The organism is Candidatus Pantoea bituminis (assembly GCF_018842675.1).
GTDB lineage: Bacteria > Pseudomonadota > Gammaproteobacteria > Enterobacterales > Enterobacteriaceae > Pantoea > Pantoea phytostimulans.
This window is the reverse complement of sequence record NZ_JAGTWO010000005.1, coordinates 181,357-195,815: the sequence shown is the minus strand read 5'-3', so window position 1 is coordinate 195,815 and position 14,459 is coordinate 181,357. Positions and strand designations below refer to the sequence as shown.

15 protein-coding genes and 1 pseudogene are annotated in these 14,459 nt (G+C 49.7%); 10 read left to right on the top strand and 6 right to left on the bottom strand.

Features of this window, described 5'->3' with window-relative positions; translation table 11 throughout:
• Positions 1 to 18: 18 nt before the first annotated feature.
• The 5 genes and pseudogenes from KQP84_RS23415 (at position 19) to KQP84_RS23395 (ending at position 5,728) form a co-directional block, all read left to right on the top strand.
• Positions 19 to 911, top strand: a pseudogene (locus tag KQP84_RS23415) (LysR family transcriptional regulator).
• Positions 912 to 1,192: 281 nt separating this feature from the next.
• On the top strand, positions 1,193 to 2,422 hold the full coding sequence (locus KQP84_RS23410) for an MFS transporter (RefSeq protein ID WP_215848498.1): 1,230 nt from the start codon (positions 1,193 to 1,195) through the stop codon (positions 2,420 to 2,422).
• A gap of 23 nt (positions 2,423 to 2,445) precedes the next feature.
• On the top strand, positions 2,446 to 3,510 hold the full coding sequence (locus tag KQP84_RS23405) for a sugar phosphate isomerase/epimerase family protein (protein WP_215848497.1): 1,065 nt from the start codon (positions 2,446 to 2,448) through the stop codon (positions 3,508 to 3,510).
• Between the two features lies 1 nt (position 3,511).
• Positions 3,512 to 4,657, top strand: a complete 1,146-nt coding sequence (locus KQP84_RS23400) for a Gfo/Idh/MocA family protein (RefSeq protein ID WP_215848496.1) — start codon at positions 3,512 to 3,514, stop codon at positions 4,655 to 4,657.
• A 90-nt stretch (positions 4,658 to 4,747) separates the two neighbouring features.
• Positions 4,748 to 5,728: a LacI family DNA-binding transcriptional regulator gene (locus KQP84_RS23395; RefSeq protein WP_215848495.1), complete on the top strand. Its 981-nt coding sequence runs from the start codon at positions 4,748 to 4,750 to the stop codon at positions 5,726 to 5,728.
• Between the two features lie 22 nt (positions 5,729 to 5,750).
• On the opposite strand, the gene KQP84_RS23390 is transcribed toward KQP84_RS23395, so the two are convergent.
• The gene (locus KQP84_RS23390; protein WP_215848494.1) at positions 5,751 to 6,425 is read right to left on the bottom strand and encodes a TetR/AcrR family transcriptional regulator; all 675 of its coding nucleotides are present in this window, start codon (positions 6,423 to 6,425) and stop codon (positions 5,751 to 5,753) included.
• 77 nt (positions 6,426 to 6,502) lie between these two features.
• Here KQP84_RS23390 and KQP84_RS23385 point away from each other — a divergent pair, with 77 nt between their 5' ends.
• Positions 6,503 to 8,014 carry an MDR family MFS transporter gene (locus KQP84_RS23385; RefSeq protein WP_215848493.1) on the top strand — a complete coding sequence of 504 codons (1,512 nt, stop codon included), beginning with the start codon at positions 6,503 to 6,505 and terminating at the stop codon, positions 8,012 to 8,014.
• 59 nt (positions 8,015 to 8,073) lie between these two features.
• Here KQP84_RS23385 and KQP84_RS23380 read toward each other — a convergent pair whose 3' ends face one another.
• On the bottom strand, positions 8,074 to 9,090 hold the full coding sequence (locus KQP84_RS23380; protein ID WP_215848492.1) for a LacI family DNA-binding transcriptional regulator: 1,017 nt from the start codon (positions 9,088 to 9,090) through the stop codon (positions 8,074 to 8,076).
• A 305-nt stretch (positions 9,091 to 9,395) separates the two neighbouring features.
• Between KQP84_RS23380 and KQP84_RS23375 the strand changes: the two genes are divergently transcribed.
• From KQP84_RS23375 to KQP84_RS23360, 4 genes are all read left to right on the top strand, one after another.
• Entirely contained in the window at positions 9,396 to 10,724 is a 1,329-nt protein-coding gene (locus tag KQP84_RS23375) for a glycoside hydrolase family 3 protein (RefSeq protein ID WP_215848491.1), read from the top strand.
• Positions 10,625 to 11,548: a glycoside hydrolase family 3 C-terminal domain-containing protein gene (locus KQP84_RS23370; protein ID WP_252515525.1), complete on the top strand. Its 924-nt coding sequence runs from the start codon at positions 10,625 to 10,627 to the stop codon at positions 11,546 to 11,548. The genes KQP84_RS23375 and KQP84_RS23370 overlap by 100 nt, the downstream gene beginning before the upstream one ends.
• 166 nt (positions 11,549 to 11,714) lie before the next feature.
• Complete coding sequence (locus KQP84_RS23365) at positions 11,715 to 11,918, top strand: hypothetical protein (RefSeq protein WP_243079317.1); 204 nt, start codon at positions 11,715 to 11,717, stop codon at positions 11,916 to 11,918.
• Positions 11,919 to 12,057: 139 nt separating this feature from the next.
• Entirely contained in the window at positions 12,058 to 12,195 is a 138-nt protein-coding gene (locus tag KQP84_RS23360) for a hypothetical protein (RefSeq protein WP_215848488.1), read from the top strand.
• A 71-nt stretch (positions 12,196 to 12,266) separates the two neighbouring features.
• Here KQP84_RS23360 and KQP84_RS23355 read toward each other — a convergent pair whose 3' ends face one another.
• The 4 genes from KQP84_RS23355 to KQP84_RS23340 form a co-directional block, all read right to left on the bottom strand.
• A complete protein-coding gene (locus tag KQP84_RS23355; RefSeq protein WP_215848487.1) occupies positions 12,267 to 12,521 on the bottom strand; it encodes a biofilm/acid-resistance regulator YmgB/AriR in 255 nt (84 codons plus the stop codon).
• Positions 12,522 to 12,733: 212 nt separating this feature from the next.
• Positions 12,734 to 12,976, bottom strand: a complete 243-nt coding sequence (locus KQP84_RS23350) for a hypothetical protein (protein WP_252515524.1) — start codon at positions 12,974 to 12,976, stop codon at positions 12,734 to 12,736.
• Positions 12,977 to 13,164: 188 nt separating this feature from the next.
• Complete coding sequence (gene ycgZ / locus KQP84_RS23345) at positions 13,165 to 13,410, bottom strand: regulatory protein YcgZ (protein ID WP_215848486.1); 246 nt, start codon at positions 13,408 to 13,410, stop codon at positions 13,165 to 13,167.
• 263 nt (positions 13,411 to 13,673) lie between these two features.
• A complete protein-coding gene (locus tag KQP84_RS23340) occupies positions 13,674 to 13,982 on the bottom strand; it encodes a hypothetical protein (RefSeq protein WP_215848485.1) in 309 nt (102 codons plus the stop codon).
• Positions 13,983 to 14,459: the final 477 nt, after the last annotated feature.

Here is a 14,459-nt window from a genome sequence, read left to right as displayed (position 1 = left end):
CACCGACGAGAACCGACCATGTTAAAAGAAAATTTCAATGACCTTATTTACCTGGTCATGGTGGCGAAAGAGCGCAGTTTTACCCGCGCAGCAGCAAAGTTAGGGGTGTCGCAATCGGCGCTTAGCCACGCCATTCGCGCGTTAGAAGAGAGATTGAATACGCGGTTATTGACGCGCACTACACGCAGCGTTGCGCCGACTGAAGCGGGAGAACGGTTAATCGAAAACATTGCTCCGCTATTTGCCGATATCGAAAAAGAGCTGGTGAGTTTGTCGGATAACTTAGGAAAAACCTCCGGGAATATCCGTATTACGGCGGGCGAACATGCATTATCGTCCACCTTGTGGCCGTTGCTTAAACCGTTTTTACAAACCTATCCTGACGTGAATATTGAATTTTCTGTAGATAATACCTTGACTGATATTGTCAGCGGACGATTCGATGCGGGCGTGAGATTAGGCGAGCAGGTTGAAAAAGATATGGTAGCGGTACGTATTGGCCCCGACTGGCGTATGTCGGTGGTGGCATCGCCCGCTTATTTTGCGCAATTTGGTAAACCCGAAACGCCTTATGAATTGCAAAATCACAACTGTATTAATATGCGTCTACCAACGCGCGGTGGAATTTACAGCTGGGAATTTAATAAGCAGGGCAAAGAAATTCGCGTAAAAGTAGAAGGTCAGCTCATTTTTAATAATCTGGCTTCCCGGATTGATGCCGCATTATCAGGAATGGGTGTGGCCTATGTGCCGGAAGACACTATTACCCATTTAGTCAATCGGGGGATTTAGTGCGTGTGTTAGATGACTGGTGCGACCCTTTTACAGGGTATTACCTTTATTACCCCAGCCGGAAACAACATACCGCCGCGTTTGCTAAATTGATTGAAGCGGTACGTTATCAGGGATAACTGCCTGTGAATTTCTCAGCATGTAAATGCATTTTGGCGCAATTGCAGTGCATGACAGCGTGATGAGATTGCGCCAGGTTTACGCTGAAATGAACTGAACCCGCTGCGCATTTCTCTTTTCTAGGCGGTTTGTCGCTCTCTTCAGTAAGCGATAGCCGCCAACCAGAGCGAGAATTTCTGTGTGTATAAAATGTGATCAGCTCGTGAGAACCTTATTTTGTAATCGATTACTTTTTACGGGTCAGGAATGTAATCGATTACTTTAACCGCCGAGGTTCATCATGATCTCCACCACGCAAAACACTGAAAACATAGCTGTGCACCAGCGGATGCTGATTCCGCGTCTGTCGCTAATGATGTTTATGCAATTTTTTATCTGGGGAAGTTGGTCCGTTACGCTCGGGTTGGTGATGACGCAGCACAACATGTCATTGCTGATTGGGGATGCATTTTCGGCCGGGCCAATTGCGTCGATTCTGTCGCCGTTCGTGCTGGGCATGTTAGTTGATCGCTTCTTTCCGTCGCAAAAGGTGCTCGCCGTTATGCATCTGGCAGGTGCGGTGATCTTATGGTTTGTGCCTCAAGCGCTGATCGCTGAAAACGGCTCGCTGCTGATCGCCTTACTCTTTGGTTATACGCTGTGCTACATGCCCACACTGGCATTGACCAACAACATTGCGTTTCACAGCCTGGCAAACAGCGATAAAAGTTTTCCGGTTGTACGCGTTTTTGGCACCATTGGCTGGATCGTGGCGGGCATTTTTATCGGTGTCACGGGCATTTCAGCCAGCGTATCCATCTTCTCGGTGGCTGCGATTTGCTCGGTGATTCTGGCGGTTTACAGCCTGACATTGCCGCACACACCCGCGCCCGCCAAAGGCTTGCCGCTTAAGGTGCGCGACCTGTTTTGCGCCGATGCCTTCGCGCTGTTGAAAACCCGCCACTTCTTTGTGTTTGCGCTGTGCGCCACCTTGATCTCAATTCCTCTCGGCACCTATTACGCCTTTACCGCTTCATGGCTGGCGGATGCAGGTGTTGAAAACGTCAGCACCCTGATGTCGTTTGGTCAGATGTCTGAAATCTTCTTTATGCTGGTGATCCCGCTGCTGTTCCGCCGCCTTGGCGTCAAATACATGTTGCTGATTGGGATGTTTGCCTGGTTCGTGCGTTATGCGCTGTTTGCCATGGGCATGGGCGAAGAAGGGCGTCTGCTGATTTATCTTGGCATCCTGCTGCATGGCGTCTGCTACGACTTCTTCTTTGTGGTGGGCTTCATTTATACCGACCGCATCGCGGGTGACAAAGTGAAAGGTCAGGCTCAAAGCATGGTGGTGATGTTCACCTACGGTATTGGTATGTTGCTCGGTTCACAAATTTCCGGCGCGCTTTATAACAATTTGGTTGCGGGGCAAGTCTCTGCGCAAAACTGGGCACTGTTCTGGTGGATCCCTGCCGTTGCGGCAGCGGTAATCACCGTTATTTTCTTCTTCTCTTTTAAATATCGGGATTAAGAATTTTCAAACTGGAGGTGTACGTGAAAACGTTAAAAGGACCCGCTATTTTCTTATCACAATTTATTGGCCAGCAGGCGCCTTACAATTCACTGGACGGGTTGGCGCAGTGGGCTGCAGCGCTGGGTTATAAGGCGCTGCAAATTCCCTGCAATCACCCCTCTATTTTTGACCTGGAAAAAGCGGCGTCGAGCCAAACCTATTGTGATGAAGTCAGCGGATTGCTGGCACAGCACGGTTTGGTGATCAGCGAATTATCCACGCATCTGGAAGGGCAGTTGATTGCTGTTCATCCGGCTCACGATATTGCGTTTGACGGGTTCGCCCCGGCGGAAGTGCGCGGCAACAATACGCGGCGCACCGAATGGGCAATTAAAACGGTAAAGCTGGCGGCAGCAGCGTCAGCTAATTTGGGCTTGCAGTCGCATGCGACCTTTTCTGGATCGCTGGCGTGGCCCTATTTATATCCCTGGCCACCGCATAATCCTCAGTTACTCAGTGAAGCTTTCTCAGAACTGGCGCGCCGCTGGGGACCGGTTTTAGACGAGTACGATCGTCACGGCGTAGATGTTTGTTATGAAATTCATCCCGGCGAAGATTTACATGACGGCGTGACCTTTGAACGCTTTCTGGCGCTGCTGAAGAATCATCCGCGCTGTAATATCTTGTTTGATCCCAGCCATTTACATCTTCAACATATTGATTATTTACAGTTTATTGATATTTATCATTCGCGTATTAAAGCTTTTCACGTGAAAGACGCTGAATATGTGACTAATGGGCGCAGCGGTGTATATGGCGGTTATCAGCGCTGGATTGATCGTGCAGGGCGCTTTCGTTCACCGGGCGACGGACAGATTAATTTCAACGCCATTTTTAGCAAACTGGCGCAATACGACTACGACGGTTGGGCCGTGCTTGAATGGGAATGCTGCCTGAAAGATGCCGACACTGGCGCACGTGAAGGCGCTGAGTTTATCCGAAAACACATTATTCCCGTTGCCGGGCGCGCCTTTGATGATTTTGCCGCACAGGGCGATCAGCGCGAGAGTGTACGTGCGCAACTGGGTTTGGATAAAGGGGCCTGAAATGATCAAAGTAGGCATTATTGGCACCGGTTTTATTGGCCCGGCGCACATTGAAGCGTTACGTCGCTTAGGAAATGTCGAGGTTGTGGCGATTTGTGATTCCAGCCAGCCTGCTGCGCTGAAGCACGCGGAGCAATTGAATGTGCCGCATGCGTACAGCGAGGTAAGCGCATTTCTCAATCATGCGGGATTAGAGGCGGTGCATAACTGCACGCCGAATCATTTGCATGCTGCAATTAATCGCCAGGTATTACGCGCCGGTAAGCATCTCTTCTCCGAAAAACCGTTGTGCATGACGGTGGATGAAGCGCATGAGCTGATTGACCTTGCAGAGCAAGCGGGCGTGGTGCATGGCGTCAGTTTTGTGTATCGCCAGTTTGCGCTGGTGCAACAGGCTGCCAGCATGATGCGCCACGGTGAGCTGGGTCGGCTATTTTCAGCGCAAGGCAGCTACTTGCAAGATTGGATGCTGGAGGAAACGGACTTCAACTGGCGTGTTGATGCAGCAAAGGGCGGCGCGTCACGTGCCGTAGCAGATATCGGTTCACACTGGTGCGACACGGTTCAGTTTGTCACGGGCAAAAAAATTGTCGAAGTGATGGCCGATCTCGCTATTGTCTGGCCGAAGCGCAAGGCCAGCGTCAATAGCGCATCAACCTTCAGCGGCAAGCAGGACGATGTGCAGTATCACACTCACGACGTCACCACCGAAGATATGGGGTTTGTGCTGTTTCGCTTTGAAGATGGCAGCAAAGGCAGCTTTAACGTGTCGCAGGTTTCGGCGGGACGAAAAAATCGTCTCAGTTTTGAGGTAAACGGCAGCGCGGCATCGCTGGCGTGGGACCAGGAAACGCCTCAGCAATTGTGGATCGGTCATCGTCATCAGGCTAATCAGCTTTTATCTGACGATCCTTCACTACTGAACGCTGATATTGCTGCACGTGCGCGTTTCCCCGGCGGGCACATTGAAGGTTGGCCTGATGCCTTCCGCAATATGATGCAGCAGTTTTATCTGGCCGTGGCGCAGAGCGCACCACCCACGCGTGACAAGGCGACGTTCGCGACTTTTTATGATGGCGCGCAGGTGATGTCCGTGGTTGACGCCATTGTCAAAAGTCATCAACAGCAGCGCTGGGTTAAGGTTTAAGCCTTCAGGCATGGCGGCGCTAACTTATTGCTTAGCGGTAATTTATGGTAGCCTGCATGCCATCAATGTTGTTGCGGGATCTGTTGCTTCATGTCGATTCAAAAAATCGCCCAGCTGGCGGGCGTGTCAGTTGCCACCGTCTCTCGGGTGCTTAATAACAGTGATAGCGTGAAGGAAGCAAACCGCGCCAAAGTTTTACGGGCCATTAAAGAAAGCAACTACCAGCCTAATCTGCTGGCACGCCAACTGCGCACCGCGCGTAGCTCAATGATTTTGGTGATGGTGTCTGATATTTCTAATCCATTTTGCGCTGAAGTGGTGAAAGGGATCGAAGCCCAGGCCGAGAAAAAGGGTTATCGCATTCTGCTGTGTAATTCCGGCTCGGATATCGAACGTTCGCGATCCAGTTTGCAACTGCTGGCCGGCAAAATCGTTGATGGCATTATCACCATGGATGCGTTTAGCAAATTGCCGGAATTAGCGCATCTGATCGGCACTACACCCTGGGTTCAGTGCGCTGAATATGCTGACGCGGGCGCTATCTCCTGTGTCGGTATCAATGACAGAGAAGCGTCACAACAGGTTGTACGCTACCTGGCTCAGAACCGTCGTCAGCGCATCGCATTGATCAATCACGATCTCAGCTATAAATATGCTCAGCTGCGTCAGCAGGGTTATCAAACTGAACTCCAGCAGCATCAGCTCGAATGGCAGGCGATTGCCTATGCCAGCGCGTTGAGTTTTAGCGCCGGTAAACACGCCATGGAAACATTACTGGCGGCTGAGAAGCGGCCCGATGCGGTATTTGCGGTGTCGGATACGCTCGCGGCGGGTGCGATATCCGCCATTCAACAGGCCGGTTTACGCGTGCCGCAAGACATTGCCGTCGCCGGATTTGACGGCACCGAATTGGCAGAAATGGTTTCGCCACCGCTAACCACCATCGCACAACCTTCGCGTGATATTGGCCGTAAAGCGTTTTCACTGTTACTGCAAAAAATCGACGATCCTGAATCGCCCGCCGAGCGAGTGTTGATGGATTGGCAATTGATCGTGCGTGCCAGTACCTGATGCACGGCCTGAGTTGAGCCGTTTATCGACCATTCAGAAAACCGTTTGAGATCATTGCGGTGGCATGTCGCAAAACATCTGCGCCGCTAAAACCGGGATGTGCGCCGGTTGTTCTGAGTTGCACCAACGGTACCAAAATCAGGCTTATCAGCGAACTCATTAACAGCGCCGGTTCAAGATCGGCATTGAGTTTGCCCTCTTGTTGCCATTTCTGAATGATAGCGACCGCTTTTTGCCGTTCGTTATCGCCATGTTTCGCCTTTAGTCGCTGACGAAAAACCGATTCTCCCGAGGCCATTTCTTGCATCCACAACGGTGCGAACCAGACATGCTTCTCTGCAGTTTCAATCATCTTCTCTAAGATCAACGTCAGGGCGGTGCGAGGATCGTCGGCATGTTGATCGAATATGGCAGCAATATCATGGCGAAGCGGCAAAAAGCGCTCGGCAATAATGATATCCAGCAACGATTCTCGTGACTGAAAGTAGTAAGTCAGCATCGCGGCGCTGACTTCTGCTTTACGGGCAATGGCATTCAGCGACGTCTCGGCAATGCCTTTTTCTGCAAATAATGTCAGCGCGATAGTCAGTAAATGTTCGCGCTGCTCGGCATTGATGGCGCCACCGCGCGGACGTCCGGGACGACGCTCTTTCGCTTGCGCTGCCGTAGAGAGTGAACCTGTGTTTTTTGCGGACATTATTCGTGAACCATTGACGGGAGAAACATTATGGTCGATATTAAACGTGCATTTAATTAATTACAAGCGGTGAAGTTATGGAGTCAAAAACGCTGATTCATCAATCCATTAAGCAACAACCTCAAACACAGTCGGTCGGCTTGCTGATTGCGGCCCTGATGCTGGTGATGTTGCTGTCGGCGCTGGATCAAACCATTGTTTCAACAGCATTGCCCACCATTGTGGGTGAATTTGGCGGCCTCGATAAGCTGACATGGATCGTGACGGCTTATACGTTATCTTCAACCATTGCGGTGCCGCTTTACGGCAAGTTCGGCGATCTGTTTGGTCGCAAAAAGATGCTGCAAATCTCAATCGTGCTGTTTTTGATTGGCTCAATGTTGTGTGGGTTAGCGCAAAATATGACGCAGCTGATCTGGACGCGTGCATTACAAGGTTTGGGTGGTGGCGGATTAATGGTTGTCACTATGGCCGCAGTTGCCGACATCATTTCGCCCGCCGAGCGCGGACGTTATCAAGGCCTGTTTGGTGGTGTGTTCGGGTTAGCCACCATTTTGGGGCCGCTGATCGGCGGTTTTATGGTTGAGCATATGTCGTGGCGCTGGATTTTTTATATCAATCTCCCGCTCGGCCTGCTCTCTTTGATCATTATTGGCGTGGTGTTTAAATCGGCTAATAAACGCAATGAACATGAAATCGACATTCTCGGCGCGGTGTACCTGACCATGGCGCTGGTGGGCATTACGCTGTTTACCAGTGAGGGCGGCAGCGTTCATGCGTGGTCCGATCCTCAACTCTGGTGCATCCTGGCTTTTGGTCTCGTGGGCTTGATTGGCTTTATTTATGAAGAAAGGTTAGCCATTGAACCGATCTTGCCTCTCTCGCTGTTCCGCAACCGCAGCTTTTCACTGTGCAGCTTAATGGGATTTATCGTTGGCATGTCGCTGTTTGGCAGCGTCACCTTTTTGCCGCTCTATTTGCAAGTGGTGAAGGAGGCAACACCGACGCAGGCAGGATTGCAGTTGATTCCGTTGATGGGCGGATTATTGCTGACCTCAATTTTCAGCGGTCGTGTTATCAGTAAAACCGGGCGCTATCGCCTTTTCCCCATCATAGGTACCTTGTTGGCTTCCATCGGTTTAGGGCTGTTAACCACGATTACGCTGACCTCGCCGATTTGGCATCTCTATCTTTTCACTGGGCTGCTGGGAATGGGATTGGGAATGGTGATGCAGGTTTTGGTGCTGGTCGTGCAGAACACCGTGGAAGTCCGCATGTTGGGCGTGGCCACATCGGCGATAACGCTGTTTAGATCGATTGGTGGCTCGATTGGCGTGGCGCTATTTGGCGCAATCTTCACCCAGGTTTTACAGTCGTCATTGATGCAACGCATCGCTGAAGGAACCGAACTGCCGCATGGGATGAACCCGGTTGCGATACATCATTTGCCTTCGGAAATTAAAGAAGCCTATCTGCAATCTTTTGGTCAAGGCATTCATGCTGCGTTCCTGTTGGGCGGTTGCATGATGTTATCCGCTTTTGCGTTATCGTGGTTTTTGAAAGAAGTACCGCTGAAAAAATCCGTTTAAACATTCTCCTTTTCTTACCGCACGACATCAGGCCACTAAGCCTGATGTCGTCTTCGCGATCAGGTCGTCATGTTGTAGCGCGTAATAATATTAATTTTAGAGTAGGGTGCTGCGCTTTCCGTTTTGGGGATAAAGCCGTGAAATTCCAGTAACGCCTTGAAAGCGTGTTGAGCATCCAGCTGCAAATTATGTTCAATCAACGCATCTATTTTGCCCGCCTGCATCAAGGCACGGTTTTCACGATCGAGGTCGTGACCAATAAAGGTGTTAATTAAAATCCGTTGCTCGTCAAACGCGCGCAGAATACCCGCATTGCCGCCGCCAACGGTATAAACTGCATCGGTTTCAGGATGAGAGGTAAGAAAATCGGTTACTGATTGATAAGTTAAATGATCAAGCCCAAAACCGCCGGCGACAACGCTGACACGATGTTGTGGGGCAAATTGCTGCATGGCGGCAACAAATCCTTCTATACGCTCTTGTTCGCCAATAAATTCCTTACTGCCCGTGATCGCCATAATGTGTGACTTCTCAACCCGCAGCCATTTTGCCATCAGGAACGCAGCGGCCTTGCCCGCATCCACATTTTCCATGCCGATGTAGCGCAATCGTGCGCTGGACGGAATATCGGACATCACTGTTACCAGCGGGACTCGCTGTTTCATCAGGGCATCAATAGTTGGAATGAGTTGTTCTGAATTGGTGGCTTTTAAAATTACGCCGTGGCTGTGGACCGCGCATTTCTTCAATACTGTGTTGATCTCATCAATCGTCATGTTTTCGCTGCAATGAAAGCGCAGCTGAATTTTGAAAGAAGAAAAACCGGCAATTTGGCTGCTAAAGGCTTCTCGCACCAGTTCGCGAAAGCGATCAGGCGTATGCATGATCACATCAAAATAAAGCGTTCTGCCTTTCGCGAGTCCCGCTTTTTGCAGCAGTTCTAAATCAGCAATAGCTTGTTGGATGCGATGTTGAGTTTGTGGATGCACTTTGCCGCGATTATGCAATGCGCGATCAATGGTGGCGAGACTCAGACCAGACTGCGCGGCGATCTGTTTCAGGGTAAATTTAGGCATAAATTGCAGGGCTTTTTTGAGGTTTATTTGAGGTTAGAGAATCGCAATGTAGCCTGTGCTTTCGTCAGGTGCAATCACTGTTCACGTCGCACAATTTATCTTGATCGATCCCAAAACGGCATGTGACTTTAACGCTGCGTATTGACGCGTTTGTCTCCTTGTTCAACGAATTTTGACGCTGCGTACGTTGACCATTAATGCGCATCTGTTTGATTAAATTCCCTTTTTGAACCATGTTTTTAGGCAACTGCCCATTTTTTACGGGTGATTTCCTATCGCTCAGGGAATCGCAGCAAGGAGAGACAATGAGATTCGATTGGCAAGAAGCTGGACTGACGGCGGACGAAAAAGCTGACAAAGTACTGAAAGCCATGACGGAAGAGGAGAAGTTCGCCTGGCTTTCGGGACCTATGGCGATCCCCTTAGATGATGAGACGCTACCAGACGGTGCGATTGGTTCAGCGGCTTATTATCCCGGCATTTCCCGCTTGGGTATTCCCGCCATGCAGCAAAGTGACGCCAGTCTTGGCATCACGGCGTTAGGCGGCGTACGACCTGGTGATAACGCGACCGCGCTGGCGTCGGGCTTGTTGCTCGCCGCTACGTTTAACCCTGAAATGGCGGAGCGCACCGGCGAAATGGTGGGGCGTGAAGCTTTTGCTAAGGGCTTCAATGTGCAGTTGGCGGGTGGCGCCAATCTGATTCGCGAGCCGCGCGGCGGGCGCAACTTCGAATATCTTTCTGAAGATCCCGTGCTTACCGGTGTCATGGCTGGTCATTCGGTGCGCGGCATTCAGTCGCAGCATGTGGTTTCTACCGTCAAACATTTTGCTGTTAATCCTCAGGAAACCGGGCGCGTGGTGGTCAGCTCTAATCTGAGTGAATCCGCAATGCGTGAATCAGATTTGCTGGCTTTCGAGATTGCCAATGAGATCGGTCAACCCGGATCGGTGATGCCAGGTTACAACCTGGTGAATGGCGAATGGGCTACAGAGAACGCCTTTTTGCTGAATGATGTGCTGAAAGGGGATTGGCATTATCCCGGCTGGGTGATGTCAGATTGGGGCGCCACGCATTCAGCCGCTAAAGCTGCGCTTGCTGGGCTGGATGTACAATCGGGTGCCAATCTCGATCAGCAGGTTTGGTTTGATCAGCCGCTTAAGGATGCTGTGACGGCAGGTGAGGTGCCACAAAGCCGTATTGATGACATGGTGCGGCGCATCTTACGCAGCTTGTTTACTGTGGGTGTCATCGAACATCCGGCACAACCGCACGGCGATATTGATTATATGGCCCATCGTCTTCTCGCCCAGCGCGAAGCTGAGCAGGGCATTGTGCTATTAAAAAATAGTCATCAAACGCTGCCGCTAAAACGGGGCGCGGCCAAACTATTGGTGGTGGGCGCCCATGCCGATCATGGCGTATTGTCCGGAGGCGGTTCATCTGCGGTCACGCCGGTGGGCAGTTTGCGCTTGCCGGGTGTAGATTTTATGGGCATCCAGACCGATAAAGTGTTTCACCCCTCTTCGCCGCTTTGGGGATACGTGCAGAATCAGGCGCGGCAGAAGTCACTTATCTCAGCGGTGAAGATATTGCAGAAGCCACTGAACAGGCGCGCACAGCTGACGCAGTGATTGTCTTTGCGGAAGAGTGGCGATCGGAAGCGCTGGATGCGCAGGGCCTTTCGCTCAGCGATGAGCAGAACCTGTTGATTCAGGCGATTGCGGCGCAAAACCAGCAAACCATCGTGGTGCTGGAAACGGGCGGTCCAGTGACGATGCCGTGGTTAGATGCGGTAGCGGCGGTCGTTGCAGCCTGGTATCCCGGCTCGGGCGGGGGCGAAGCTATCGCCGGCGTTCTGTTTGGGCGGGTTAATCCATCAGGACGTTTACCGATTACGTTCCCAGCCTCAGAAGCACAACTGCCACATCCTGAGCAAACCGATCCTGAAAGCACCACTTCGCTGCCGGGGATGCCCGTTAAAGGCGGAATTATCCCTGTGGATTACGATGTAGAAGGTTCAGACGTTGGCTATCGTTGGTTTATGCGCACACAGCAAACGCCGCTGTTCCCTTTTGGTTACGGCCTTTCTTATACGTCCTTTGATTATTCTGATCTCAACGTCACGGCAGAAGGCTCAGACATCAACGTGACGCTGACTGTAACCAATAGCGGTCAGCGAACGGGTGCTGACGTGCTGCAAATCTATCTTCATCCAGCAGATCAACGTCATGTATCACGTCTGGCAGCCTTCCAGCGTGTGGAGTTACAGCCTGCGGAAAGTCGTCAGGTTCGCTTAACGCTTGAGCCGCGGGTGATCGCTTGCTGGGATGAAGATCAATCGCAATGGCTGATTGAGCAAGGACGTTATCAGGTTTTGTTGGGCAAAAACGCCTCAGAAACCATTTTGAGTACGCATGTCGATTTGCCGGGCCGCACATTCGGTTATCAGGTGTAAAGGCTAGCAAGGCGGGTGGGAAATCAACCTCATAGCATAGTGAGTAGGCAGACAGCGATAATTTACGATGCGACGTAAGCACTGCTCATCTGATCAGTGCTTACCGATTTTGTTTTTCTCGCGCCAAATTGTTAGGCTGTATATGCATACATCGGTTGGAGGTTGTGTGAACAACGATGAAGAGTATATTTCTGTAGATATACGCGCCATTGTGGGCGCGGCGGTGACTAAATTGATTGAAACGGGCCGACCTGTCCATTTCCACGAAATCACAGATGCCCTGTTTCGCATGAGCGAAGAGAGCGGCGATTCCAAAGTACAGGAACTCTGTAAGCAAGCAATTGGTTTTTTCGCTCGTAAAATGCACTGATCCTCGAACGTTTCTTTTAAGAAATTTCCTGAAAACCATTCAAATATCCCTCTGGCTTCTCGCCTGAGGCGATTATCTGCCAGGCTAATCTTTGTATGCCGTTGTGAACGCAAATGCGGGCTTGAAAGGGAGAAAGGCGATGAAATTACAGATAACGCTGGCAGTACTTGCGGCGCTGTCCTGTTCAGTGGTGGCAGCAAAAGGTGGGTTCGAAACAGCAAGTCATCAAGGTGTAAAACCTGATACTCATGGTGCTATCGAAACGGTAGAAAAATAGGTGAGCTGTTACTGAAGGGATTCAAAAAGTACAGCCTGCGTTATCGGCCAAACCTTAACGCAGGCGTGTTATCAGATACCGGCGTCGTCTGGCGTGCGGCCAACAACGATTTCCAGCGTCTTACGCAATACATCCAGTTTAACCACGTCTGAGGTGCTTTCCAGTTCGGCAATAAGATACAGGATGATGGCTTTGTTAGTCACATACCCCTGATCGGTGACGATGTTTTTGATCACCGTACCCAACAGCTCAGTTTCTGAAGCCAACTGATCGCCTGCGCTACGAAAATACTCGATAATTGCTGAGTTTGAAGTGTCTTGTTGCATGGTCATATTTCTCTGAGGAAAATTTAAATAAACGCATTCCGGTGTAAACAGAAAGGAGTGTAGTACATGTTTGTCTTTTGCCCGGAGTCAGCTACAAACATTTCTTGATCTCCTACCGCGCCTGATTTTTTTCCAGCTTTACTATGATGGCGTCACAAGGGTTCAGTGCTTTTTTGAACCTTCTGGTGGGCCTTCACTGTTAAATCGATGCGTTATATTTTCCCGATCAGGAAATCGAGTTTGCTTCGCTTGCTGGCAGCAGCCATTCCTTTACGCACTTCAGTTACCGCGCTTTTGATAGCACGCACCATTTTTGCGTCTTCTGCAGCCGCAGCCATGACTTCAAGCTGCGCGATAAGCGCGGTACTCGAAACAGGGCTGTCTGACTTTAGCAATGTCAGCACTGCTTCGCCGATCACCACATCCGTCAGTTTTTCTTCATCACTTCTGTACATACTGGCTTCTCTGATTACGATTTTATGACCACTTTCAGGGCGTGATTGCGTCAACAGATGCCATGCGCCTGACATCTATTGACCTTATCGGGTAAAGCGGCCCTCAGTCTTCCGGATAAAGTCCGATCAGAATTTTGCTAAAATAAAGCAAGTTAACTCTTTGAAACCCGGATATTGCTGCGGAACGATTATCCTTCACGTCCGAATAGCATGCCGATCAGTTCCTGGTAATGGTTCTCTTCTTCAGTGCTGGTAGCTTGATCAAGACGACGAAGCAGCTTGCCGCAAATCGCTTTACGGCTAAGCGTGTTACCGGCACGAAGGATTTCAACCACGATTGCGCCTAACGTCTCTTGCTGCGAAGGCAAGTTGGCTTGGTTGAAGTAACGGGCAATGTCGCTGGTTGTATCAGGTGCATGACCGTTCTGGCGCATGTTCAAGTCCTCAGTGGTTAAAAATATACCCTGTTTATTGAGCGGAAGTTATACATCTTTCAAAAACTTGTACAGGATTTTGGTTTTTTACTGGCGGGATTTTTGTGCAAAAAATGCTAAACGTTATAAAACAGAGGGTTAGAGAGAGGTCTAAAAGCGGTTTTTACTCACCTGTTGCGCTGATTCTTGTCCAGGATTTTGTATAAGGGAAGAATAGCGTCTTTACGAAGGTGCCACAAGACGGTGGCACGTTCACGATAAACTTAGGCATCTTTATCGTTCTTATTCAGATGAATGTCATTGGACGAATGATCGGCTGACTCCTCAACATTACGTTGCCCTACAAGCCATTCAATTTGCGCGGGCTTACGATTGCTCACACTCCTGAAATCCGTAAGCCAGGCTTTTGCCTTTTCTATTTTTAACAAGCGCGATTCGTCGGACTCTGTTCCCGCCATAACTTTTAATTGCTGAATCAACGATTCAACACTGACTTCCTGGCGAGCAAGGATGAGAGCAAATGCAGCTTCGCCAATAATGACATTCGCTTTTTCTTTATCAGAAAAAAACATAATTACCTCCGAAGCTATTTATTATTCTTTACCGTAACATTTCATTTTAGCAGAGTACAAATGCATTTTTGTTAATCTGTTTTCAGGCGTGATTATTTAATTAATAGGTATTATTAATCAACGTTACCGGTAGTCTCATGCTAGGCGTTTGCATGGGGTTAATACGATGAAGGGAATGGTAGCGCTATTATTATTCATAAAATGCCTTTTAATCACTCAACATTTTTTACTGCTTCAGATTAAAAAATCTGCTTGATCGCAAAAAAACATCAGCACTTCACGCTTAATTATTCACTTAACTCAAATTGAATTCTGTCTAAAAAATCTGTGCGATTACCTGCTGATATTTCATCCTTTTTGCTGCGTAAATGACCGCGTTTCAATCTTCACGGACTGCGCCAAAAAATTAAATTCCTTTCTCTGTCAGTCCCTTTACAAAAAAGCCCATGACTTAACTTGCCTGAATCCCCCGTTACC